At 59.7% G+C, this 22752-nt stretch carries 26 protein-coding genes and 3 pseudogenes; 17 read left to right on the top strand and 12 right to left on the bottom strand.

Annotated elements, in window-relative coordinates:
- The first annotated feature begins 56 nt into the window (after window positions 1–56).
- Window positions 57–245: a hypothetical protein gene (locus tag RHIBUN_RS0124435; RefSeq protein ID WP_025661584.1), complete on the top strand. Its 189-nt coding sequence runs from the start codon at window positions 57–59 to the stop codon at window positions 243–245.
- A 6-nt stretch (window positions 246–251) separates the two neighbouring features.
- On the opposite strand, the gene RHIBUN_RS0124440 is transcribed toward RHIBUN_RS0124435, so the two are convergent.
- Together RHIBUN_RS0124440 and RHIBUN_RS35650 are read right to left on the bottom strand one after the other, a co-directional pair.
- Entirely contained in the window at window positions 252–689 is a 438-nt protein-coding gene (locus RHIBUN_RS0124440; RefSeq protein WP_025661585.1) for a DUF1810 domain-containing protein, read from the bottom strand.
- A gap of 70 nt (window positions 690–759) precedes the next feature.
- Window positions 760–1068, bottom strand: a complete 309-nt coding sequence (locus RHIBUN_RS35650; protein ID WP_084659804.1) for a hypothetical protein — start codon at window positions 1066–1068, stop codon at window positions 760–762.
- Window positions 1069–1293: 225 nt separating this feature from the next.
- Between RHIBUN_RS35650 and RHIBUN_RS0124445 the strand changes: the two genes are divergently transcribed.
- The 3 genes from RHIBUN_RS0124445 to RHIBUN_RS0124455 are packed head-to-tail and all read left to right on the top strand — an operon-like array spanning window position 1294 to window position 4372.
- Window positions 1294–2664 (top strand): amidase, encoded by a 1371-nt coding sequence (locus RHIBUN_RS0124445; RefSeq protein WP_025661586.1) that lies wholly within the window; start codon window positions 1294–1296, stop codon window positions 2662–2664.
- Window positions 2665–2694: 30 nt separating this feature from the next.
- Entirely contained in the window at window positions 2695–3558 is an 864-nt protein-coding gene (locus RHIBUN_RS0124450) for a TIM barrel protein (protein ID WP_025661587.1), read from the top strand.
- Between the two features lie 19 nt (window positions 3559–3577).
- The gene (locus tag RHIBUN_RS0124455; protein ID WP_025661588.1) at window positions 3578–4372 is read left to right on the top strand and encodes an aldolase/citrate lyase family protein; all 795 of its coding nucleotides are present in this window, start codon (window positions 3578–3580) and stop codon (window positions 4370–4372) included.
- Between the two features lies 1 nt (window position 4373).
- Here RHIBUN_RS0124455 and RHIBUN_RS0124460 read toward each other — a convergent pair whose 3' ends face one another.
- Window positions 4374–5045: a hypothetical protein gene (locus tag RHIBUN_RS0124460; protein WP_025661589.1), complete on the bottom strand. Its 672-nt coding sequence runs from the start codon at window positions 5043–5045 to the stop codon at window positions 4374–4376.
- 97 nt (window positions 5046–5142) lie between these two features.
- Window positions 5143–5439 (bottom strand): hypothetical protein, encoded by a 297-nt coding sequence (locus RHIBUN_RS37490; protein WP_084659806.1) that lies wholly within the window; start codon window positions 5437–5439, stop codon window positions 5143–5145.
- Between the two features lie 202 nt (window positions 5440–5641).
- On the opposite strand from RHIBUN_RS37490, the gene RHIBUN_RS0124465 reads away from it, so the two are divergent.
- Both RHIBUN_RS0124465 and RHIBUN_RS0124470 read left to right on the top strand, forming a co-directional pair.
- On the top strand, window positions 5642–5926 hold the full coding sequence (locus RHIBUN_RS0124465; protein WP_025661590.1) for an acylphosphatase: 285 nt from the start codon (window positions 5642–5644) through the stop codon (window positions 5924–5926).
- 189 nt (window positions 5927–6115) lie between these two features.
- Entirely contained in the window at window positions 6116–6838 is a 723-nt protein-coding gene (locus tag RHIBUN_RS0124470; RefSeq protein ID WP_025661591.1) for a L,D-transpeptidase, read from the top strand.
- Window positions 6839–6867: 29 nt separating this feature from the next.
- Here RHIBUN_RS0124470 and RHIBUN_RS0124475 read toward each other — a convergent pair whose 3' ends face one another.
- The 3 genes from RHIBUN_RS0124475 to RHIBUN_RS0124485 all read right to left on the bottom strand — a co-directional run bounded on the left by RHIBUN_RS0124475 (window position 6868) and on the right by RHIBUN_RS0124485 (window position 10980).
- A complete protein-coding gene (locus tag RHIBUN_RS0124475; RefSeq protein WP_025661592.1) occupies window positions 6868–8664 on the bottom strand; it encodes a PAS domain S-box protein in 1797 nt (598 codons plus the stop codon).
- Window positions 8665–8781: 117 nt separating this feature from the next.
- The gene (locus tag RHIBUN_RS0124480) at window positions 8782–9459 is read right to left on the bottom strand and encodes a dimethylsulfonioproprionate lyase family protein (protein WP_025661593.1); all 678 of its coding nucleotides are present in this window, start codon (window positions 9457–9459) and stop codon (window positions 8782–8784) included.
- 186 nt (window positions 9460–9645) lie between these two features.
- On the bottom strand, window positions 9646–10980 hold the full coding sequence (locus RHIBUN_RS0124485; protein ID WP_025661594.1) for an aspartate aminotransferase family protein: 1335 nt from the start codon (window positions 10978–10980) through the stop codon (window positions 9646–9648).
- Between the two features lie 143 nt (window positions 10981–11123).
- On the opposite strand from RHIBUN_RS0124485, the gene RHIBUN_RS0124490 reads away from it, so the two are divergent.
- Complete coding sequence (locus RHIBUN_RS0124490; RefSeq protein WP_025661595.1) at window positions 11124–11672, top strand: cupin domain-containing protein; 549 nt, start codon at window positions 11124–11126, stop codon at window positions 11670–11672.
- 5 nt (window positions 11673–11677) lie between these two features.
- Here the strand turns inward: RHIBUN_RS0124490 and RHIBUN_RS0124495 are convergent, their stop codons facing one another.
- From RHIBUN_RS0124495 to RHIBUN_RS37495, 3 genes and pseudogenes are all read right to left on the bottom strand, one after another.
- On the bottom strand, window positions 11678–12463 hold the full coding sequence (locus tag RHIBUN_RS0124495; protein WP_025661596.1) for a pyrroline-5-carboxylate reductase: 786 nt from the start codon (window positions 12461–12463) through the stop codon (window positions 11678–11680).
- Between the two features lie 120 nt (window positions 12464–12583).
- Window positions 12584–13165: a hypothetical protein gene (locus RHIBUN_RS0124500; protein ID WP_025661597.1), complete on the bottom strand. Its 582-nt coding sequence runs from the start codon at window positions 13163–13165 to the stop codon at window positions 12584–12586.
- A gap of 22 nt (window positions 13166–13187) precedes the next feature.
- Window positions 13188–13699, bottom strand: a pseudogene (locus RHIBUN_RS37495) (hypothetical protein); the annotation flags it as partial.
- Between the two features lie 146 nt (window positions 13700–13845).
- Between RHIBUN_RS37495 and RHIBUN_RS0124515 the strand changes: the two are divergent.
- From RHIBUN_RS0124515 to RHIBUN_RS0124525, 3 genes are all read left to right on the top strand, one after another.
- Window positions 13846–14436, top strand: coding sequence for a DedA family protein (locus RHIBUN_RS0124515; protein WP_025661600.1), 591 nt, complete (start codon window positions 13846–13848; stop codon window positions 14434–14436).
- Window positions 14437–14718: 282 nt separating this feature from the next.
- Window positions 14719–16026: a hemolysin family protein gene (locus tag RHIBUN_RS0124520; protein ID WP_025661601.1), complete on the top strand. Its 1308-nt coding sequence runs from the start codon at window positions 14719–14721 to the stop codon at window positions 16024–16026.
- A gap of 75 nt (window positions 16027–16101) precedes the next feature.
- Window positions 16102–16386 carry a DUF1236 domain-containing protein gene (locus RHIBUN_RS0124525; protein ID WP_025661602.1) on the top strand — a complete coding sequence of 95 codons (285 nt, stop codon included), beginning with the start codon at window positions 16102–16104 and terminating at the stop codon, window positions 16384–16386.
- A gap of 133 nt (window positions 16387–16519) precedes the next feature.
- On the opposite strand, the pseudogene RHIBUN_RS0124530 reads toward RHIBUN_RS0124525, so the two are convergent.
- Window positions 16520–16809: pseudogene (locus RHIBUN_RS0124530) on the bottom strand (iron chelate uptake ABC transporter family permease subunit); the annotation flags it as partial.
- A gap of 1 nt (window position 16810) precedes the next feature.
- Window positions 16811–17058, bottom strand: a pseudogene (locus RHIBUN_RS37500) (ABC transporter transmembrane domain-containing protein); the annotation flags it as partial.
- Between the two features lie 56 nt (window positions 17059–17114).
- Between RHIBUN_RS37500 and RHIBUN_RS0124540 the strand changes: the two are divergent.
- The 7 genes from RHIBUN_RS0124540 to RHIBUN_RS0124570 all read left to right on the top strand — a co-directional run bounded on the left by RHIBUN_RS0124540 (window position 17115) and on the right by RHIBUN_RS0124570 (window position 22727).
- On the top strand, window positions 17115–17399 hold the full coding sequence (locus RHIBUN_RS0124540; RefSeq protein ID WP_025661604.1) for a dienelactone hydrolase family protein: 285 nt from the start codon (window positions 17115–17117) through the stop codon (window positions 17397–17399).
- A 399-nt stretch (window positions 17400–17798) separates the two neighbouring features.
- A complete protein-coding gene (locus RHIBUN_RS0124545; RefSeq protein WP_025661605.1) occupies window positions 17799–18215 on the top strand; it encodes a hypothetical protein in 417 nt (138 codons plus the stop codon).
- Window positions 18216–18553: 338 nt separating this feature from the next.
- Window positions 18554–18862: an MliC family protein gene (locus RHIBUN_RS0124550; protein ID WP_025661606.1), complete on the top strand. Its 309-nt coding sequence runs from the start codon at window positions 18554–18556 to the stop codon at window positions 18860–18862.
- An 84-nt stretch (window positions 18863–18946) separates the two neighbouring features.
- On the top strand, window positions 18947–19270 hold the full coding sequence (locus RHIBUN_RS0124555; RefSeq protein ID WP_025661607.1) for a DUF6665 family protein: 324 nt from the start codon (window positions 18947–18949) through the stop codon (window positions 19268–19270).
- Window positions 19271–19472: 202 nt separating this feature from the next.
- On the top strand, window positions 19473–19928 hold the full coding sequence (locus RHIBUN_RS0124560; RefSeq protein WP_025661608.1) for a (2Fe-2S)-binding protein: 456 nt from the start codon (window positions 19473–19475) through the stop codon (window positions 19926–19928).
- Between the two features lie 4 nt (window positions 19929–19932).
- The gene (locus tag RHIBUN_RS0124565) at window positions 19933–22083 is read left to right on the top strand and encodes a molybdopterin cofactor-binding domain-containing protein (RefSeq protein ID WP_025661609.1); all 2151 of its coding nucleotides are present in this window, start codon (window positions 19933–19935) and stop codon (window positions 22081–22083) included.
- Window positions 22083–22727 carry a hypothetical protein gene (locus tag RHIBUN_RS0124570; protein ID WP_025661610.1) on the top strand — a complete coding sequence of 215 codons (645 nt, stop codon included), beginning with the start codon at window positions 22083–22085 and terminating at the stop codon, window positions 22725–22727. Before RHIBUN_RS0124565 ends, RHIBUN_RS0124570 begins: the two co-directional genes overlap by 1 nt.
- Window positions 22728–22752 lie beyond the last annotated feature (25 nt).

Below are 22752 nucleotides of genomic sequence, written 5' to 3' on the forward strand. Positions count from 1 at the left end.
ATCGGCGGGAACCATATGGCTTTATGACCGTTTCGGAAGATGCGGGAAGTAAAGGCATGGACTATCTCTATCTCCATCGTCTGTATGCAAAACGAGCCGAGCTCGAGGCGAAGCTCGAGCTCTATGAGGCGCGCGATTGCTTCGGTGACGAAGAGATCGATGATGGCACCGATCAAGAGCTGCGAGAGAAGCTCAGCGAAATTTCAAGCGAGATCGACACGCTGGAGCGCTCGCGCGCGCCCTGAACAGCTCTAGCTACTGGCGTCCAGAAGCTGAATGGTGCGGTCGTCGAACTCGCCGCGATAAAGCCGATCAACGACTTTGTGAAAAGCCGACCCGTGCTCGCTGATCGCCGCAAAGAGGGTCATGGACGACCGCAGCTTGAGATCATCAGGAGACCCGAAGATCTCATGGGCGGATTTGCCCTCGATCGAAAGGACGGCATCGACACAGCGCAATAGTCTGCTACCGAGGACGGGGTCCGCGAGATAGGCGGTGGCCTCTTCCGCCGAGCGGATGGCGTATTTCTCTGCCATGGATGATGAGCCGAGCCCGGCAATCTGGGGAAATATGAACCACATCCAGTGGGATCGCTTGTGTCCGGCTCTCAATTCCGAAAGCGCTCGCTCGTAGGCACCATTCTGCGCATGAACGAAGCGATCCAGATCATAATCAATCTCATCGGGCATCGACGATCCTCCCCTCGTGCATAACTATATCATGGGGGAGGGTTGTCCATGCCCGGAACTCGACAGGTCCTCAGCAGGACCTGTCCGGGTATGGGCTGTGCTCCCGGCAATAATCGACCGAGGGCAATGAATCCGAGATTGACCCGACAGCTGCCGTGTCGAGGCCCGATGCCATGGGGGCCGTGAAATGGACTGTCAGTCCTGCAATGCCTAGTAGCGCAAAGGCCGCAAGAACGATGAAGCGTTCTGATAGTGAAGGTTTGTGTGCACCAACGTGCTCGGCGTATTCGCGTTCACCCATGCCGTTCGACTCGTTATCTGTCGCGTGGTGGTGTGCCACGTCGCCACGCGCCGCGTTCCAACTCTCGCTGTTTGTCATTTTGTTAACTCCTACACTGATGTGTGCACCGACACATGATCGTCCTCTCGCCGGCGAACAGCACGAACACGCATGTGTGTTCTTTTGGACCTCGATTGAAGGCCGGATACACAAACGCAGTGTTCATAAAATCGAACCAATCGGTTTGATTTGGAACTTTGAGGGCTTGGCTCCTCGACAAAATTCAGCTTAGGTCGGATGATCAGTCAGAATGCGGATGCCCCCATGACCAAATCATTTGGCGCGATGTCCATTGCGCAGCTTTCCAGCCTCATTCAAACAACAACGGTCGATCCCATCGAAGTGACGGAAGCTGTTATCGACGGCATCGAGGCCTATGCCGACCAGGCGGCCTTTACGGCAATCTTCAAGGATCGTGCAACGGAAGAGGCGAAGGCCTCATCGAAGCGAATGAGAGAGGGTCGCTCGTGCGGAATGCTGGACGGCATACCGATCGCCTGGAAGGACCTGTTTGACATCAAGGGTCGGACAACGACGGCCGGGTCGACAGTACTGGCCAGAGAGCCGGCTGCGCAGGCGGACGCTTCTGTGGTAGCAACGCTGAAACAGGCGGGCATGGTCTCGATTGGCTGCACGAACATGAGCGAGTTCGCCTTCTCCGGGCTCGGCCTCAATCCACACTACGGCACGCCGCGCAATCCACGCAGCAACGATGTGCCGCGCATTCCGGGTGGCTCATCTTCCGGCGCTGGCGTTGTGGTGGCAGCTGGCCTCGTGCCGGTGGCGATGGGGACGGACACGGGAGGTTCCGTGCGCATCCCGGCTGCCCTCAACGGTATCGTCGGATACAAGGCAACGCGCGGTCGCTATCCGATGGCAGGCGTCTTCCCGCTGGCAAAGAGCCTGGATTCGCTTGGTCCGCTCTGCAGGACCGTTCAGGATGCGGTGTGGATCGACGCGGGAATGCGAGGCGCGTCAGCGCCGTCAATAACCGCTCGCCCACTCAAGGAGTTGGACATCGTTATCCCTGACAATATCGTTTTCGATGGTGCTGAAGCTGGCGTGGTCGCAACTTTCGAGACGGCGGTCGATTGGCTGGAGGCGGAGGGTGCAACGATCAGCCGGATCAAGATCCCGGCTTTTGACGAGATATTGGCGCTGATGGCTCGATATGGTGCCCTGGTCACGGCCGAAGCCTATGTGCTTCACCGCGAGCGATTGGCTGGGCCTGCGGCTGACGACATGGATCGCCGCGTGGTCGTGCGCACTCGACTGGGCGAGAAGACCACGCTTGCGGCCTATCTGGCCATCCTCGAAGCCCGCGAGCGGTTGATCGCCGACGTCGACAGCCTTGTCGGTGACAGCTTCGTTGCGTTTCCGTCGGTCGCCCATGTGGCGCCGCCGATCGCGCCATTGGAAGCCGACGACGATTTGTTTTTCGCAACCAACGGGAAGACCTTGCGCAATACGCTTTTCGGCAACTTCCTCGATTGGTGCGGCGTATCGATCCCCTGCGGGACGGGAGATGCCGACATGCCCGTCGGCTTCCTGCTTTCTGCCGTGGGCAAGCGGGACGAAGCGCTCCTTGGCGCGGCGCTTTCGGCGGAGACAGTTATCCGCGAAGAATTTACGTGAGACCGTAGGCATTGCTCCCGGGAGGAGAACATGACTGAAAGCAATTTGGAGGATGGACGTTTTGCAGTTTCGACCTGGTCGCTGCATCGGCTGCTGGGCCCCGTCTATCCCTACAGCCCCGATCCGGAAAAAAGTGCGGCGCCCAAGGAGCCATATGGGCCGGGGCGTTCCCCGCTGACCGACATTCCCGGGCAACTTGCCAAGCGTGGCATCGGGCGGCTTGAGATATGCTCGTTCCATCTGCCAAGCATCGAAGCCGCCTATCTCGCGGAGATGCGCTCAGCGCTTCAGGACGCCGGCATCCTGCTTCAGACACTCCTCGTCGAAGATGGCGATCCCAGCCATCCAGAGACCGCGGAACGCGACATTCAGTGGATTGCCGGCTGGATTGGGGTCGCGGAAGCGCTTGGCGCCAGGAACATGCGGGTGATCGCCGGCAAGCAGATGCCGACCGCAGAAAACCTTGAGCGGGCCGCGGGCCATCTCGGTTGGCTTGGAAAGCAGGCCGAGAACGGCGGCGTGCGCATTGTCACAGAGAACTGGTTCGACCTTCTGCCTTCGCCGAAGGAAACCAATTGGCTGCTCGATACACTGCAGGGCAAAGTCGGCCTAAATGGCGACCTCGGAAACTGGGCTGCGCCTGAAAAATACGCAGGGCTTTCCGACATCATGCGCCGTGCGGAACTCTGCCACGCCAAGGCCAATTTCAATGAAGCGGGGCTTGATAGCGCGGACTACCGCAAGTGCCTGGAAGCGTGCCGGACGGCAGGTTACGGCGGACCCTATACCTTGATCTACGATTCACCATTCTTTGCCGATGAGTGGGACGGCATCCTGCTTGAAAAGGCATTTATCGAGGACTTCCATCAGGAAAAGCAGCGCGCGGCTGGCTAAACCGCGAAAGGAGCATGGCATGACTGGCGCAACGACGATCGACGGCTTCGCAAGGCGGATCAGAGGCGGTGGGGGCGGATTGATCTCCGCGTGGATCGGCATTCCCGATCCGCTTTTCGTCAATCATCTGGCGCAAGAGGCCTTCGATGCCATCGTGCTTGATATGCAGCATGGCGTCTGGGATATCGGATCGGCAGCCGTTGGCATTGGCCAGGGCCGGCTTGCCGGCAAGCCGGTGCTCGCCCGAATTCCGGTCGGTGATTTTGCATCGGCCTCGCGTCTTCTCGATGCGGGAGCCTCGGGCATTATTGCGCCGATGATCAATTCGGTGTCTGACGCCGAGGCCTTCGCCAAGGCCACCAAGTATCCCCCGGCCGGCGAGCGCAGCTGGGGGCCGACGCTGGCGATCAACCACACGGGACTTTCGGCCGCTGAGTATCTCGCGACCGCGAATGATGAGACCGTGGCCATTGCCATGATCGAGACGCGTGCAGCCCTTGATGCTGCGGATGAAATCATGCGTGTTGAGGGAATTGACGGTATTTTCGTCGGCCCGTCCGATCTCTCGATTGCCCTGTCAAATGGAACCAAGCTGGCACCTGACACGGCGGAGGTCGACGGCGTTCTCAAGCACCTCATCGCCCGTTGCCGTGCTCACGGCAAATTCGGCTGTGTCTTCGGCAGTAACGGCGAGCGGGCCGGAGAATTGTTGAAGATGGGCTTCGATCTCGTCATTGCCGGGGCCGACACGCAACAGCTACGCTCGGGCGCCGCGAGCGCGATTGCCGCCGCTCGACGCGTTCAGTCAAGCTGAACTACTTGACGGCCAGCCAGATGACATGACGCGCGCCTCCGCGTTTTCCGTTGGCGCGCGTATTGACGGCCTCGACGGCAAAGCCGCAGTCACGAAGCCGACGGGTGAAACCGGCATCCGGCCCGGATGACCAGACGGCAAGAACACCTCCGGGTCGCAAGGCATCGCGTGCGGAACGCAGGCCAGCGAAATCGTAGAGGCTGTCGTTCGAACGACGCGTCAGGCCGTCCGGCCCATTGTCGACGTCAAGCAGGATGGCGTCGAATTTCGCCTTGCTTTGCCGGATCAGTTCGCCGACATCGCCTTGATGGATGGCGACGCGCGGATCGTCGAGACACCCTTGAAAAACCGCCGACATCGGACCGCGTGCCCATTGCACCACCGCCGGCACCAGCTCTGCAACCGTGACGGATGCATCCGCCGGTAGGACCGAGAGGGCGGCACGCAGCGTGAAGCCCATTCCGAGACCACCGATCAGCATGTTCGGGCGAGGACGTCCCGCGATCTTATCACGGGAAAGTGTTGCGAGCGCCTCCTCCGAGCCGCTCAGGCGGCTGTTCATCAGCTCGTTCGAGCCCAGCATGATCGAAAATTCGCTGCCTCGTTGCTTGAGGCGCAATTCGCCGCTTTCTCCGGGGATGGGCGCGGAATCCAGTTGGACCCAGGGGAGCATGTCTGTCGTGCCTCGCGTTGCGCGGTTCCCCTAGCACAAAAGAAGTTCCCCGCGAACCGCCAGCGAGGCGCGCGGGGGACGTTTTAGCAGTGATTGCTCAATTGTTGTTCCGGCACGCCTGATTGGTAAGGGTGTTGGTTCCACCCCGAACCGCTCGGTGTTGGCCCTCGGGGCAACCGGTCCACTGTATGGAGTTGGTGCTTGTCGTCGTGGTGCCAAAGTCGATCGGTATCGAGAACCCGCCTCCACCTGTTCCTTCAGTATCAGGCGAGGTTCCAAGCGGCGGCGATCCGTCAAGGCGGCCGCTGCTGTCCATCCCCATATTTGCTTGCGCAAAGGCTGAACCGGCGAAACTGAGGAGGAGCACTGAAGTCACTGCGATAAGCCTGCGCATGATCGAGATCCCTTCAAGTTGAAGCACTTACCAATGTAGCGCGTCATTCGATTCAGTCCAGCGGAACAAGCAGTTATGGCGTTGAAAATCGCGCAATAGCAAATGATGCTTAACAGCGGTCGCAAGCGGCGGCGCCGGCAGTGCTTGAATTCTCTCCTCGTGCGCCAGATTGCTTACAAGGCGCGGACCAACGGAGGCAAGCATGGGCGGGAATTCAAAAGCCTTTCGGGTGCGGATATCCGGTCTGGTCCAGGGCGTCAGTTTTCGCGTTTGGACACGGTTCCGGGCCGAGGAGTTCGGCCTTGCGGGCTGGGTCCGCAACGAGACCGATGGATCCGTGACGGCGCTTATTGCGGGGCCGGAGACGGCTGTCTCGGCGATGCTGAAGGAATTTTGGAAAGGCCCCCCCGGCGCGTCGGTGCAAGCTGTCGAGGCCGAACCGGTATCCCCTGAGAGCGTCCCCTCCGGATTTCGGATTACGGCATAGCGCGGATTGGGAGAAACCGCGAGCTCCTCGCCGTGGCTATGGGCAACAGCCAATTGTTGTCCTCTTTCAACAGTCTCGCCTTAACGCGACCTCGTCCTGCATTTCTGATGACCGAAAACACATTTCAGCCACGGTATGAGCGAGTAGGGATGTCTTGCCTGACTGAAACATGAATCGGAATCTTTGAAATTGCATGCCACATCCTTGATCCGACCGCTGTTGGCAGCGGCCGGCGCCTCACTTCTTGCTGCTTGTACGCAGCTTCCCTCAGAACGAATTGTCGCAACCGCCCCGGCTCCCTCCATTGAGACGATTGCGCCCGAACCAGATCCGCAGCATGAGATCCAGCCGGTGGAGCGGGCTTCCGAGAAGCCGGACTATTCCATCGCCTATGCCGAAGTCGACGAGGGAGAGTTTCGTTGGCCGGCGATAAATTACGCAGCGGTCCATCCCGACTATTTGCGCCAGGAAGTCGACTATACGACCGACGAGCCGCCGGGCACCATCGTGGTCGAGACCGAGAAAAAGTTTCTCTACCTGGTGCTGAAGGATGGACGAGCCTTTCGCTACGGTGTGAGCCTCGGTGCCCAGGGCCGCGCATGGAAGGGGCGTGCAATCATTCAGTGGAAGCGAAAGTATCCGACATGGACACCGACACCGTCGATGATCAGTCGCAATCCGAAACTCGAACAGTGGAAGCAAGGCATGCAGCCCGGCGTGAACAATCCCCTCGGGGCACGCGCGCTGTACATCTTTCAGGACGGCCAGGACACGCTCTATCGCATCCACGGCTCTCCGGAATGGCAAACGATCGGCAAGAACGCCTCGTCTGGCTGCGTACGGATGTTCAATCAGGACGTCATCGACCTCTACGAACGCGTGAGAGGCAAGGCGCCGCTGCTTGTGAAGTGAACACCGCCTGACGCAGGCGGTGTTCGCCATTACGGCGCCGGATCGCTCGAACGATCATGATCCCATCCGGCGCCGACAGCGGCGTCGACCTCGCAGATGACGCCGGCTGGGTCGTAGCTGATCGTTACGTCACCCTTCAACTCGGCCGCCAGCAGGTTTTCGATCAGGCGCGAGCCGAAGCCCTTTCGCGACGGAGGAGCAACGGTCGGCCCCCCCATTTCCTGCCAGCGCAACCTCAGCCTGTTGTCGGCGCCAAGCGACCATTCAATCGTAACGTGGCCTTCCGGTGCGGACAAGGCACCATACTTGGCTGCATTCGTCGCCAATTCGTGCAGAGCCAGCGAGATTGACACAACCGCCCGCGGCGCCAGTTGGATGCTCGGGCCCGAGATCGAAAACCTGTCACGCTGATAGTGAGACAGAGACTGCTTGATGACGGCTTCCAGTTCGGCCTGCTCCCAGTTGCCGTGTGTCAGCAGATCATGTGCCTTGGCCATCGAGGCCAGTCTGGCCTCGAAAGCGTCCACGCCGGCCCGGGTTGCCTCCTCGCGTCCGAGCGTCTGTCGCGCAATCGCCATCACGGTCGCGAGCACGTTCTTCACACGATGGTTCAGTTCGCCCACGAGAACTGTCTGGAGCCGCTCGGCCTCCTTTCGGGCGCTGATGTCGTGCGCTATTTTTGAGGCCCCGACAATCCTGCCATAGGCGTCGAAAATTGGTGAAACGCTGAGCAGGACGTCGACAAGCCCGCCATCCTTGCGTCGGCGCTTGGTCTCATAGGGCTCGACCTTCCGACCGGTGCTGACCTGCCTGATGATCGCAGGCTCCTCTTCAATCCTGTCATCCGGAACCAGAATGATGACCGAGCGGCCGATCGCTTCCTCAGCCGAATAGCCGTAGAGCTTTTCTGCTCCGATATTCCAGCTCGTGATCCTCATGTTCAGGTCGGTGCCGAGAATGGCCTCGTCGGACGAAGCAATGATCGCGGCAAGGCGGCGTTCGACTTCCTGAGCCCGCTTGCGTTCGGTAATATCGACGACAACCGCCGCGGTTTGCCGTATATCTCCATTCTTGTCGCGAAGAGGCGAAATGGAACTCGCCACCCAAACGAGGCTGCCATCCTTGCGAACGTAGCGTTTCTCGATGTCGAAGCTTTCGCCGGTTTCCACCATCCTCCTGAACGATTGGACATAGTTGTCCAGATCCTTGGGAAAGGTGATGTCCTGCACTCGCATCTTCAGAAGCTCGGCTTCCGTGTATCCGACGATGTCGCAGAAACGGCTGTTGACCAAGAGCAGGCGGCCCGCGAGATCAGACTGGCCTATGCCTGCGGCCGTTTGCGAGAATATGGCACGAAACCGCTCCTCGCTCTCCCGCAACGCGGTCTCAAACCTGACGCGTTCAGTGGTCTCGCTGACGATGCAGATGACGCCGCCGACCTTTCCCGCTTCGTCCCTGATCGGCGAATAGGAGATGTCGAAGTGTACAGTCTCGGGATAGCCGTGTCGCTCGATATAGAATGGACGGTCCTTGGCAACCACTGTCTCGCCGTGATCAAGAACACGTCGCAGGAGCGGTTCCAGGTCGCTCCACAATTCGCTCCAATGCTCGCGGGCGGGGCGGCCGAGCGCCTGAGGATGCTTGAGCCCGATTGTAGGGGCATAGGCGTCATTATAGAGAGCGATGAAATCCCGGCCCCAGAATATGACGATCTGCGCCTTGGCGGGCAGCATGATGTCGACGGCCGATTTCAGTTCGGCCGGCCACGAGGAAAAGGGACCGATGCCGCTTGCTTCCCAGTCGCGGTCGTAAATGCGACCGGCCATCTCGCCTGATCCGGTATATGTGTCGCTGCTGCGCAGGGGTTTGTCCTCTCTAGAGTGCCCTTGTAATTCAAAGGTTTGGCGCCCAGACGTCAAGAGGCAATGCAAGAAAGCAGTCAGTTATCGTTCGACATGGCACCAGGCGGCCAGAAGCGGACGTGCGGTGCATCGCATCGCGACATTGTGCCCCGCTTCGTTGAAAAAAATCGAACCGATGGAACCGCGCTGCCAGCCCTTGTCATCGCAGGAGAACTCGCAGTCGGATAGCGCCAGAAATACGCGGGAGCGATACTGTATGTGGTCAGGGAAACGGCTGTAAGGCGCCATGATGGTGAGGCCGAGTGCCACGTCGCTCCGCTCTTCCACGCCGGATATGCCGGCCACGACCGCATGAGCATGCGTATGTTCTATGTTGATGCTGGCAAACGGGCCGGTTTTGCTCGCAACCCATTCGAGGCTCTTGGCGACGTCGTTGATGGCCGCGGCGACCTCTTCGAAAGGTTCACCCCTCAAAGCCAAATTGCGCAGCGCAAATTGCAATTGCGGAGCCAGGGGCAGAGAGGTGGCCGGCTTGTTTGCGATGGCGCCCGGTTCCTGGAGCAGGTGGAATACTTTCCCCGCGACAAACTTCTCCATGAATGGAGCAGCGTCGGACAGCATGATGTTTCCCAACGCGCCGATCAGGCGTTGCACGGCGACAGGCCTGCGGGCGCGGCTCACTGGATAGTCGCCACTGGCAGCCCTGGTCCCACGATGCAGAAGGAGATCTGCTTCCCTTCTCAACCGGGGTTTCGACATCGGTATGGAACGCTCCTTGATCACATGAGGCGATCCTTATCCCGGCCGGATCAAAAAGCAAACTGTTCGAAGCACCTTTTCCGACCATGTTGACCGCGGCCGCATGCGCTTGGCAGGAATCTCACCTCAACGCCTTGCGTTTCTGCTCGGCGGTTGACCGCCAAACAGAAACGCGCCGAGCCGGTCCTATTCTGCTCGTTTCAGGGCATCTCCGAGAATCGAGACGATATTTCCGATTTCGCCGCTCTCAATGATCAGCGGCGGGGAAAGCGCGATCGTATCGCCCGTGACACGGATCAACAGTCCCTTCTGGAAGCAGTCGACGAAGACGTCATAGGCGCGCGCACCAGGCGCGCCGTCGCGGGATGCAAGTTCGATTGCGCCGACGAGCCCGAGGTTGCGGATGTCGACCACATGCCTCAGTCCCTTCAAGGAGTGAAGAGCCTCCTGCCAGGTGTCGGTCAAGGATGCGGCACGGGTCAGCAGGCCTTCCTCTTCGTAGATCTCTAATGTGGCAATGCCGGCAGCACTGGCAACCGGGTGACCGGAATAGGTATAGCCGTGGAAGAGTTCGATCTGGCTCTCGGGTCCCACCATCAACGCGTCGTACACCTTACGGCGCGCAAAGACCGCTCCCATCGGAATGGCGCCGTTCGTCAGGCCCTTGGCGGTGGTGACAAGATCGGGAACGACACCGAAATAGTCGGTCGCAAATGGCGTCCCGAGCCGGCCAAAGCCGGTGATGACCTCGTCGAAGATCAGGAGGATGCCATGCTTGTCAGCAATAGCGCGCAGACGCTCCAGATACCCCTTCGGCGGCAGGATGACGCCGGCGGATCCAGACATCGGCTCGACGATGACGGCGGCGATCGTTTCTGCGCCATGCAGCGCAACCAGCCGCTCCAGATCGTCGGCCAGTTCGACCCCATGCTGCGGGAGCCCCTTGGAGAAACCATTTCGCTCGATGTCGAGGGTATGGCGCATATGGTCGGCCGGTATCTGCGGGAAGACGCGCCGGTTGTTGACGAGACCGCCGACCGAGATGCCGCCGAAGCCGACGCCGTGATATCCCTTCTCGCGACCGATGATGCGGGTGCGGGTGCCCTGGCCGATGGCGCGCTGGTAGGCGATCGCAATCTTCAACGCCGTATCGACCGATTCCGAGCCGGAGCCGGTGAAGAATACGCGATCGAGTTTTGCGCTTAAGCCGCCCGGCGCGATCCTTGCGAGCCTTTCGGCAAAGTCGAAGGCGACGGGATGGCCCATCTGAAAGGTCGGGGCAAAGTCCATCGTCTGCAGCTGGCGAGCAACGGCCTCCGCGATGCGCTGGCGACCGTGGCCGGCATTGACGCACCAGAGGCCAGCCGTGCCGTCCAGAACCTTGTTGCCGTCAATATCCGTGTAATACATGCCTTCGGCTGAGGCGAGCAGCCGGGGTGTGGTCTTGAATTGGCGGTTTGCCGTAAACGGCATCCAGAAATTATCGAGGGAAGGCCGGTTGGAAATGCTGATCTGGTCCACCGCTATAGTCTCCATTGTGCGTGGCGACATGTTGGGTGATTTGCGCCGACGGACAAGTCCTTTTCTTTGCGTGTGTAAGCACTTGAAATGTATAGCCACAAGTTGAATATGTTTCGATATTCGCAACAGGTGAAACGCGCCCCATGTCCGTCGATATCGGCAACCGCCTTCGTCATCTGAGGATGATGCACAATCTCTCTCAACGCGAACTGGCCAAGCGCGCCGGTGTCACGAATTCAACGATCTCGTTGATCGAGTCGAACTCCTCCAACCCTTCCGTCGGGGCACTGAAGCGTATTCTCGACGGCATCCCCATCGGTCTAGCGGAGTTTTTTGCCTTCGAACCGGAGCGGCCGCGAAAGGCATTCTACGCCGCAGAGGAGCTCGTCGAGATCGGCAAGGGGCCGATCTCCTATCGTCAGGTTGGAGAAAGCCTGTTCGGGCGCAGCCTGCAGATCCTGAAGGAGTGCTACCAGCCGGGCTCCGACACCGGCAAGGTTCCCCTCGTTCACGAGGGGGAAGAGGGCGGTATCGTTCTTTCCGGGCGGCTCGAAGTGACTGTCGACGACGAGCGGCGGATCCTTGGACCGGGCGATGCCTATTATTTCGAAAGCCGGCGACCGCACCGGTTCCGATGCGTCGGGCCGATTGCATGCGAGGTCATCAGCGCCTGCACACCGCCGACCTTCTAGATCTTTCAGGCCTTGGCGCCCTGTATCCTCGCCAGGACGCGGTCAAGCGCCAGGATCAGGGCATCGCGCCCGCCGTTTTTCTCGAAGTCGGACAGCACCTGTTGGTTGAGGCCGCCCTTCGTCGCAAACTCGCTGCTAAGTTCTTCAAGCGGAACGGTTTTCGAGCGCAGCGCAGTCTGCGTGAGATTGGTAAACAGTGGCGCGATATAGGCGCGTCCCTTGCCTTTGGTGAGGCCACGTTGTTCCAGCCACGCGGCCGAAATGTCCATGATTCCCAGGACGGTCGACATCAGGGAGCTGGCCGCCGCCAATAGGTCGTACTCCTCCTTGGTCTCGCATTCGACCGCGGTACCCATAACGGTAAAGAGCGCCGCAATGCGAGAATCCGGCGGAAAAACGGCCGTCACGCCTTCGCGGTCGGCCACAAAAGGCAGTGGAATTGCCTGGACGAGGTGAACATCAGCCCCGATCCATTCAAGAAGTGTCTTGCGATCGGTGGCTGCAATGACACTGAGAACGGATTGACCCTTTCGGAACGTCAGTCCGCCGAGAACCTCCTTCGCAATTTGCGGGCGCACCGCCAGGACAATCAAGTCGCTCGCGTCGATGACGGCCTGATTGTCGGCGGCAATCGAGACTTCCGAAAAGTCCGCAGCCAATTTCTGCGCGATCGCGGCGTTGCGAGGCGAAATGGTCACCTGCGCGACGGCGGCTGGCTTCGTCAACAGGCCCCTGACCATGGCGTCGCTGATTGCCCCGGTCCCGATGAAGCCGATTTTCTCTGTCTGCATGCCACTCTCCCCACGCTGCGCGGTCAAGCCGGACATCGCCCGCACCGCGAAATACCGTTCCGCGCGCCATGTGGCAAGGCAGGCGGGCCGCTCGGACGATCGACCCGCAAACCGAAATGACTACTCTCGCGCCCGCATGGGTGCCAAGGACATGGAGTGCGAGTAGGCCTGCGGCGATCTGTTTCCGGGCATGTTTTCATCGAGTACGAGCGCCTGGAGATCGTCCGTCTTGACATCGAGCGTGACCGCACTTTGTCTTTTGTCCAATTGCCAGACGTGGTAGCCAAGCGCCGGCGAGTAGCCGCAGTCACAGCCGCAATCGTCCGATGCGATCGTCTTTGGCATCTCCGGCAACAGCATGATCACCGGTTTCGGCATCTTGTAGCAATGCCCTTCGTAAGCGTCGCCGTAGATGACGCCGATGCTCTTGAGATAGCCTTGGCATCCATCTCCAAAGCCGCGCCACCACGGCAGCCCTATTGCTATCGGCAGGCATATTGTCTTTTGGCAATATTGCAGCGAAATGTTCACGCTCGGCGCGCTTTTGCTCTTGTCGGTGCAGTCCGTCCCCTCGTCAGGGTAAGGATCTTCAGGGACCTCAACTTTGGTGCAGTCGGTTGCAGGACGTCCGTATAGTCGCACCTCACCCGGGTCGTACGGGCCAGACGTTCCGACGTCTGGATTTCTGCAGCAGTCGCTCATTGCCCTCTCCTTTCGGGTTGCTTCAATAGATGATTTCACGCCATGCAAAATTTGCTCTGAGAGCTTTCGCAACGGCACCTTCGGCGGTCAACGATCGACCTTGCGGCTCGGTTGAATGTCAAATTCCGAGCGTCAAGTGTCTTTAGCGAAGCTCCGAGCGCACGTCCCACGTCGTCGCGCGCCTTCTCCAAGGCCCGCTGGAAGAACAGGGGTCTTGTACGAAAGGACTGCATCGTCAGCGCGCGGAAGCGATCAAATTCGTCGAGGGCCAGATTTCGCAAATCGTCATGGAGAAGGCGCGGTTCGGCAGAACCGTTGGCCACCAGATTGCGATGATAAAAGCTCGACAATGGTGTCGAACATGGCCCCGACGAAAGGTAGCGCCCGGTCATGCGGGTCGCGTGTGACTTCCGACATTCGCCTGAAGTTGATCGCGAGGCGGATCTGGGTTTCCGGGCTTGTTTCGGCGAAACGACTGAGCTCGTTGTAGAGCAGCAAATTGCCCTGTGCCCTTCGCAAAAGACGGTCGATAGCGTCGTTGTGCTCAGGGGCAACTACTTTCGCAACAAACCGGGAAATGGCAGCTTGGCGCTCTTCACGCCTCGCATGCGCCTGCGGACGTTGCTGCAGGACGCAATTCAGGGCAGATTGCTGGTTGTTGGGCGGCCGGAGGCTAGGCATTGCTGGAGAGGCTGATTGGCGAATACGGCGTCTTGGCCGTTTTTATCGGGGCCGGTGTTGAAGGGGAAACGGCAGCGTTTCTGGGTGGTGTCCTGGCTCATCGGCAGCTTGTTCCATATTGGCAGGTCGCTCTGGCCGCGTGTCTCGGGTCCTTTGCTGCAGACCAGTTCTTCTTCTTGTCAGGTCGCTACGCCACCAAGTGGTCCTATGTTCAAAAGCTGCTGGAATCGGAACCGATCGCGAGAGTGACAAAGCTCCTCGAAGCGCATCCGACAGGCTTTATCCTCGCCTTTCGTTTCATCTACGGCATGCGAACGATCAGCCCCGTTGCAATCGGCGTCTCGAACGTCTCGGCACGGAAGTTCATTATACTCAATGCGATCGCCGCGCTGATCTGGGGCGTCGCAATAACGGCGATTGGATTCCTGGCCGGACACGCCGTTGAGATACTGATCGGCCGGCTGGAACTTCATTTGCACGTGTTGATCGCGCTGGCTTTGGCTGCAATCCTCGTCGCGGTCAGTGCTTATGCGGTCAGGCGCGAAATGGCGCGACGCTCCGCGCGCTCGGGCACTTGGAGACGCGGGTGAGGGTCAGCCGAAACGCTCGGCTTCGTCGTGCCGCGTGGACCGTGTCTCGGCGTGAACCTGTTGGCGATGCTTCATACCAGATGAAAACCAACCTTTCGGGGCCTCAGGTTTCTGTGGCCAACGAACCGCCTCGTCCGACGTGCGGACCGGCGATCTGGGATTCTGCAATCCAGCGATCCGGGAATAAGCGAAGAAACCATCATTCCGGGTGGCTTGCAGCTGGTGTTCTGTGGGAGAATGCCTATGTTTCGCGTAGCTTCGTAAATTACAGGGTTCCTTTTTTTGTTTCTCGAAATTTCAATCGTTGCCATTCTCACCATCTTGAATGGCGTCCTTGCCATGTCGGAGCTCGCGGTCGTATCCTCGCGTCCCGCACGCCTCAAAGTGCTGGCCGACCAGGGAAGCCGGGGGGCCGCCATTGCCATCCGACTGGGCGAGGAGCCAGGGCGGTTCCTGTCCACCGTGCAGATCGGCATTACCCTCGTCGGCGTGCTGTCCGGTGCGTTCTCAGGCGCGACGCTTGGTGCGAGACTGGCCGGCTGGCTCGGCACGCACGGCCTTTCACCGACCGCTGCCGATGCGCTTGGGGTCGGCTCGGTCGTTGTCGCAATCACATACCTGTCGCTGATTGTCGGTGAGCTGGTGCCGAAGCAGATCGCGCTTCGCGCGCCGGAGACAGTGGCAAGCAAAGTCGCCCCGGCGATGATGTTCCTGTCTCGCCTGGCCGCCCCGCTCGTCTGGTTCCTCGACGCTTCCGGTCGCATGATCCTTCGTGTTCTTGGTCAATCAGGCAAGTCCGCCGATATGGTCACCGACGAGGAAATCAAGACCGTCTTGGCAGAAGCGCAGAGCGCCGGTGTGATTGAGACGGAAGAGTCGGCGATGATTTCCGGTGTCATGAGGCTGGCGGACCGAAGTGCGAGAGCCTTGATGACGCCTCGCCGGGATGTCGAGGTGATCGACGTCGAGGACGGTTTCGATGAGATCCGAGATCAGCTCCGCCGGAGCGTTCAGGCGCGATTGCCGGTGCGCAGAAACAGCTCAGATGAGATCATCGGGGTGCTTTTGACCAAGGACTTCTACGACGCAATTGCTTCGTCCGGTCATGCCGATGTCGCCACCCTCGCCAAGGAAGTGCCGATTGTGTCGGATTTGTCGGGCTCTCTTGATGTCATCCAGGCCATTCGTCGCTCACCCTGCCACATGGTGCTGGTCTATGACGAATACGGCCACTTCGAAGGCGTGATTACCTCTGGCGACATTCTGGAAGCAATCTTGGGCGCCGTTCAGGAGGACGCGTTTGGAGAGAAGGCCATCGTTCGCCGCCACGACGGCAGCTATCTCGTATCCGGCTGGACGCCGATCGACGAGTTTGCCGACTTCATGAGCTTCCAGGTCGAGGACGACCGGGAATATCAGACGGTTGCCGGACTCGTGCTGGAGGAGATGAAGCATTTGCCGGAAGTGGGCGAAAGCTTTGTCATGAACGGTTGGCGATTCGAGGTCGTCGATCTTGACGGGCGCAGGATCGACAAGCTCCTCCTGACCGCCGAAGTGCCCCCAGGAGACGCCAGCCGAACGCTTCAATAATGCCGATCGGCTCTGCTCTTCGTGAGGGCACCTTCACGTGAAAGGGGAGTTCCCTTTTCACACATGGAGGTAGATATGAAAGCTCTCATGACAGCGGCAATCACAGGACTTTTTTTGGCCGGTCCCGCTTCGGCTCAGACCACGGTCGTGACCGTGCCTGGCGAGGTAAGGACCTATATAACCGAACAAGAGGTTCCGTCGGTCGTTTATGATGGCGACATCGTCGTCGGGACGGAATTGCCGTCTTCGGTAGAAATCCACACCATCCCCAGCAACGATGCATACGGTTACACCGTGGTCAACAAGCAACGTGTCATTGTTGATCCGCATACCCGTCGCGTGATCGAAGTCATCAGGTAATCAATCGGTTGGCGGCGATAGCTAACAGCCACACTTGCGCGTGGATGCATCGGCCTGCCGTTACGGAATGTAGCCTTGGTGGAGTTGCCGTGCGCAAGTGATCTCCTTGGCACAGTTGGAGCGCCGCAGCGACTTAGAATGAGGCAAGCCGTTCCTTTCGACCGAGAAGCCAAAGAAGATATAGCCCTCCGACCAGCGCGGCGAACAGGCCGACGGGCACTTGGTAGGGGTATATGATAACGCGGGATGACCGTCGGCCAGTACGAGTAGACCGGCGCCTATCAGCATCGCTGCGAGCAGGTGGTCGCGGCTCCGGTGAAAGCCGGTCAGCGGCGATAGGTGGGGTGCAATCAGGCCGGTCAGGCTCAGCGGTCCAATGAGGAAGGAAGAGATCGCCGTCATTGTCGCGGCAAGGGAGGCAAGCACCGAAGTGGCTTGTCACCCAGGCCGTCAGCGGCACGACGACAGCCGTTTTCAGCGCCAGTTCAGTGCGATGAACAGATCCTAAGGCCCGTGATGGGCGACTTCGCCAATCTTTTCAAGATCCTTCGTCAGCCGCCCGACGATGTGCCCGGTCTTGTGGTTGTCGAAAAAGCTGAACGACAACTTCTATATATGATTGAACGCCGCACGACGCATGTCAGTTTCGATATTGATGCCGAGCATATGGCCCCGTCCTCGTGCGTCTGAAAAGCCGAACACGGTCTCGGATTTCGGAGCTGCTATCCGTGGCCTCGACGTCGTCGACGGCGGCCAAACCGAGATGGTCGCTAGCCGACAAGACGCCTCTCCTCCTCAACCTGGCGGGCAAAGATCAGTTTGTAGATCCCGAGATTCCGGCCTTTGTCGATCTTGTCAGGGAGAGCGGGCTGAAAGCTGAGATATTCAGCTATGAGAACACGGAGCGCGGCTTTGACGACGACAACGATGGCGTGCATTATTCAGCCGGAGCAGCAAAGCTAGCCTGGTCGCGTACGATCGAGTTTCTAAAGCTGACTTTGCATGTGTCTTGAGTAAGCCTCGCCAGCTGCGACGATCAGGCGGCAACGACGTGGACTGCTGTCTGCGCTTCTGCGGTGCGGGCGGAATTGGCACGTAGAACCTGCCGAACGTCTCGGCAGCACCCGATCGGCCACAGTGGAGCGATCGAGATTAATGCCCTGGCGGCTCATGAACACTGGTTAGCAATAGTCCCGGAAACGTCTCTAATGCCGTAAAAAAGCCGGGCTCGTTTAGTGACGGCAAGTACCCGCCTTTTCTGAATTTCAAGACGAACCGCAAGCTCTGCGCGAGTACAAGTTCGTTCCACTTTGCGAGCCGATCTGATTGGATTGGAACAATCTGCGGCCGCGAGGCGTATCTGTCCGATTTCACTATGCGCTCTTCGAGCACCATCTGGACGGAGAACAAAAATGCCAGCGGAAAAAAAGACCACCACGAGACCTCTCGTTGCTGACGGCGCCAAGATCGGCGAGCCAGTGCCGCGCGCCGTGGTTGACTTAAACACGGCTACCATCGGAATTCCTCCGCAACCCGAGTTCAATGCCGATGAGGAGATCAGCCTTCTCCGGTCGCAGGTGGAGATCCTTCGCAGGCAAGTGGCCGACGCTTCTGCGGCCGTCAAGACCGGCGCTAGTGTAGCTGTCCGACAGACAAAAGCGACCGTAAAGTTATATCCCGTATCCAGCCTGGTGACAGTTGCCGCCGTCGCTGCGATATTCGGTTTAGCGATCGCCGGGCGATTGCAAGCCTCGGCGCGACAGTCCACTTATGACCGCGCGCTCGATGATATGCGCGACCTTTACGACAAAATACGCGGCCGGTTCTGAGTATGGCGTATTCGTCGCAGCGACGCTGCTGGCCGCCGCCGGCAGCGGCTGAAACCTTTCACGAGGACGGACTATATCATCAGGCAAAGGCGATACTGCCACCTGCCATGCCTTCTCGCAGGTCCAGGTTTTACCGGAAGTCCGCTGCGGGTCCGGACGGCGCCGCGGCGCTGTCCGGATGTCCGACATTTCTATGCGAGCAACTTGTCCCGAAATGTGGGCCCGGTGCAATTTCTGGCGCGCCCGCGCAGCTAGGGACGCACCTCTTCCTTCACGAGCCTCGCCGCGTTAGATTGGCTCGACTAGATGAAATGTGTCCGCCCGGCCAAGGAGGCGTGATGCCCGCGAGGACGACCGTGATGATTGCGCTTGTTGCGCTTCCGGCTTTCGCGGCCAGTCCAGGCCCGATCGAAGCGCACTACGAGTGTTCGACCGGTACGCGTCTCAGCGCAACTTTTTCCTCGCCCACCGTTTCGCCTGGAAGTGTCATCCTTGTCTTTGCGGGCGCACGACGCTTGATCATACTGCCGCAGGTCGTTTCGGCCGATGGCGGCCGTTACGCCAATAGCGATATGGAATTCTGGATCAAGGGCAAGGAAGCCACGTTGACGCGCGAAGGGAAGCGAGAAACGTGTCACACCGACTGAGCCTGTTGCCAGGCGTCGGAGAAGGTCGCCGCAGCGCATCGCACGGTGCAAGGTGAACTGAATATCCGGGAAAAGGAGGCAATCGTGAGTCTCAGGCCGCCACGATCAATCTCAGGACAGTCGAGCACCGGGTTGAGCCCCTTGGAATACGAACTCGCTTCCGCGCGGGCGGACGCATTGGGCCGCCAGGGCCGCAAGACGGAGGCCGCGTTGGCCAGGCTTGCCTCCTGGTCGCCGGAGACCAATTTCGGGACCGACAGGCAAACCCTCCTCGATGACGCTTCCGACGCCGTCTGGGCCTTGTTCATCCAGCGCGAGATGTGCGGCTTCCACAATGATAGGGATGTCATAAGGCTTTATCAGATACCCGGCGAGGTTCTTGCAAGGCTTGGCGCAGCCCACAAATGACAAGCATGTTGTCGAACCTCCATAGCAAAACCTGGCGTTGCGCCCTCGCGAGCTCTGCAATGGCCGAGGCTTCCGACCATGTTCCCTGTGGTTGCGCCGTATCCTAACCTTCACAAGAATGTAACTGGCGGATTTCCCCGTTTTGCTGCTAGCTTGCCACAGCTGCATGTGCGTTGGGGGACGGCTTTCAGCCGGTAGTTGTATGTCTTACGATCTCGAGGTGAATGGTAAGAAATACGCCGTCGATGTGGATGGCGATATCCCGCTTCTATGGGTTCTTCGCGACAGCATAGGTCTCACCGGAACGAAATTCGGCTGTGGCATTGCCATGTGCGGTGCTTGCACGGTGCATGTCGACGGCGTGCCAGTCAGGTCGTGCGTGATGCCGGTTGCAGATGCGGTGTCCAAGTCGATCACCACCATCGAGGCGATTGGTGAGACTGCCGAAGGCGCACGGATCCAGAAAGCCTGGCTCGACATCGATGTCGTTCAATGCGGTTATTGTCAGTCTGGACAGATCATGTCCGCGACAGCGCTGCTGGCGGCAAATCCGTCGCCGACAGACGACGATATCGATGCGGTCATGGCCGGAAATATCTGTCGATGTGGCACGTATCCGCGCATTCGAGCCGCGATCAAGCTGGCCGCGGCGGGGTGATGCGATGTCTCTTCACGACAAAATCAAGCTTTCCGTATCTCGCCGGCACTTTCTGATCGGCGCATCGCTAACCGGAGCAGGCCTTGTCATTGGCCTGCGGCCTTCGCCCTCATACGCAGCAGAGGCGTTTGAGCCCAACGCCTTCATTCGGATCCCTGCCGAAGGCAAGATTGTCCTGGTCATGCCCTCCGTGGAGATGGGACAAGGGATTTACACTTCGGTTGCGATGCTGTTGGCAGAAGAGCTGGAAGTCGCTCTCGATCAGGTGGTTCTCGAGCATGCGCCTGCCGATCCCACGCAGTATTCGAACCCCTTGCTGGGCGATCAGATCACTGGCGGTTCCCTCGCCATTCGCGCCGTTTACGACCAGATGCGCAAGGCGGGAGCCGCTGCGCGCATCATGCTGGTAAGTGCTGCTGCCCGTGGTTGGGGTGTGGAACCGGATAGCTGCAAAGCCGAGGCGGGACACGTCGTCCATATGGCGAGTGACCGCCGGAGTACCTATGGCAGCCTGATTCAGGCTGCTGCGTTGCAGCCTGTTCCGCAGGAAATGCCATTGAAGCCTGCGTCGAGCTTCAAGCTGATCGGCCAATCTATCAAACGTCTGGACAGTCCGCAGAAGGTCAACGGTACGGCGAAGTTCGGTATCGATGCCCGTCCGGAAGGCGTGTCCTACGCCGCAATCACCATCTGTCCCCATTTTGGCGGCAAGCTGCGTTCGGTCGACGACGGACCGGCCATGGCAGTAAAAGGCGTCAAGCAGGTTGTGCGCATTGAGGATGCGGTCGCGGTCGTGGCCGACAACACGGGTGCCGCACGCAAGGGGCTGGCAGCACTTTCCCTTGAGTGGGACCCAGGCGTCAGCGGGGATCTCTCGCTTGCCGATCTCGAAAAGCGCATGGAAGATGCCATCAGCGGCAATGCTCTGCCACATATAAATGAAGGCGACGTCGCCAAGGCGGAGGCCGAGCACGGACCTCCCGTTGAGTTCATCTACCGCCTGCCGATCCTCGCGCATTCGGCAATGGAGCCAATGAACTGCACTCTCCACGTGCGAAGCGACGGTTGCGACGTGTGGGTCGGAACCCAGGTCCTCGGACGTGCGCGGCAGGCCGTCGCCGATGTGACGGGGCTGCCCTTGGACAAGGTCGTCGTACACAATCACCTGCTGGGCGGCGGCTTCGGGCGCCGGCTTGATGTCGACGGCGTCATTCTGGCTGCGAAGATCGCCAAGCAGGTGCAGGGCCCGGTCAAGGTCACCTGGAGCCGCGAGGAAGATATCCGCCACGACTGTTACCGCTATCTCAACTACAGCAAGGTCACGGCAACACTCGGTGCCGACGGCATGCCCGTTTCCTGGCGGCACCGGGTGATTGGGCCGTCCGTCATGGCGCGCTGGCTGCCGGCTTTCACCCGCGACGGTATTGACCTCGATAGCATGGGCGGTGCGGAGTCGCCCTATGCTATCCCTAACAAATATACGGAATTCGCCCGACACGAGGCGCCTGATGGAATGCTGACGGGCAACTGGCGCGGCGTCGGCGCAACACGCAACATCCCCGTCATTGAAGGCGGGATTGACGAGTTGGCCCACGTCGCGAACATTGATCCGCTCGAATACCGCAGGCGGCTGCTTCAGCATAAGCCGCGTCTCCTCGCAGCGCTCAATCTCGCGGCAGAGAAGGCCGGTTGGTCAACCACCCTTCCGCAGGGAAAGGGAAGAGGTATCGCCATTTCGGAGGATTTTGGAAGCTTTGCTGCCACGATCTCGGAGGTAAGCGTCGGAGAGGACGGCACGCTGAAGACCGACCGTATCGTTTGTGCCGTCGATTGCGGCCAGGTGATCAATCCTGACACGGTGGAAGCCCAGATACAGAGCGGCATCATCTACGGGCTGAGTGCAGCTCTCTACGGTCGCATCACGGTCCGCAATGGTGCTGTCGTGGAAAGCAACTTCGACGATTCTCCGGTTCTCAGAATATACGAGACGCCGAAGATCGAGGTCCATATCGTGCCGAGTTCGGAGGCCCCAGGTGGCATAGGGGAGGTCGGCACACCCGGTGTCGCGCCATCGCTTTTCAATGCGATCTTCATGGCAACCGGCAAGCGGTTGCGCTCGCTGCCAATCGACCAGAACGACTTGCGGAGGGTGTGATGGTGAAGAAGCGGATCGTCGCTGTGCCGTTGGCCGCCATTCTCGGCACGGCAGCTATTGCTGCCCTTGTCGGCCCCCTGAACGGCTACGCCGAAACATCGGACGGCGGAGCCCTCAAGGCCGTCTCCGACTTTGATGCCATCGCGGACACCAGCGCGCGCTCGAAGGCCATCTTTAAAGAGGCGAGCCGGGTCCTGACGCATCCGCGCTGCATCAACTGCCACCCGGCGACGCGTAGCCCGACGCAAGGTGAAGACAAACATCCGCATGTGCCATTGATGAACGCCAGCCAAAGTCCGTTGGGCCCGGCGGGGCTTGCCTGCAGCACCTGCCACGGTGCCGAGAACCGTCCGATTGTTGGCAGCCGCCTGAAATCCATTCCGGGCGATGCGCACTGGTCGCTGGCACCGGCCAGTATGGCATGGCAAGGGCTAACGGTGGGTGAAATATGCAGGCAGGTGAAAGACACGAGCCGGAACGGCAATCGGTCTCATGCCGATCTCGTTCGCCACATGGGTGAAGACCATCTGGTAGGGTGGGCATGGCATCCGGGCGCGGGACGTAGCACACCTCCCGGCTCACAGGAGGCACTGGCCGCCCTGATCGCCGCGTGGACGAACACAGGCGCCGAATGTCCCGATTGATCTCTTGCCGCTCTTCGGCAACAGG

The sequence above is a fragment of the Rhizobium sp. IBUN genome, assembly GCF_000510625.1.
Classification (GTDB): Bacteria; Pseudomonadota; Alphaproteobacteria; order Rhizobiales; family Rhizobiaceae; genus Rhizobium; species Rhizobium altiplani.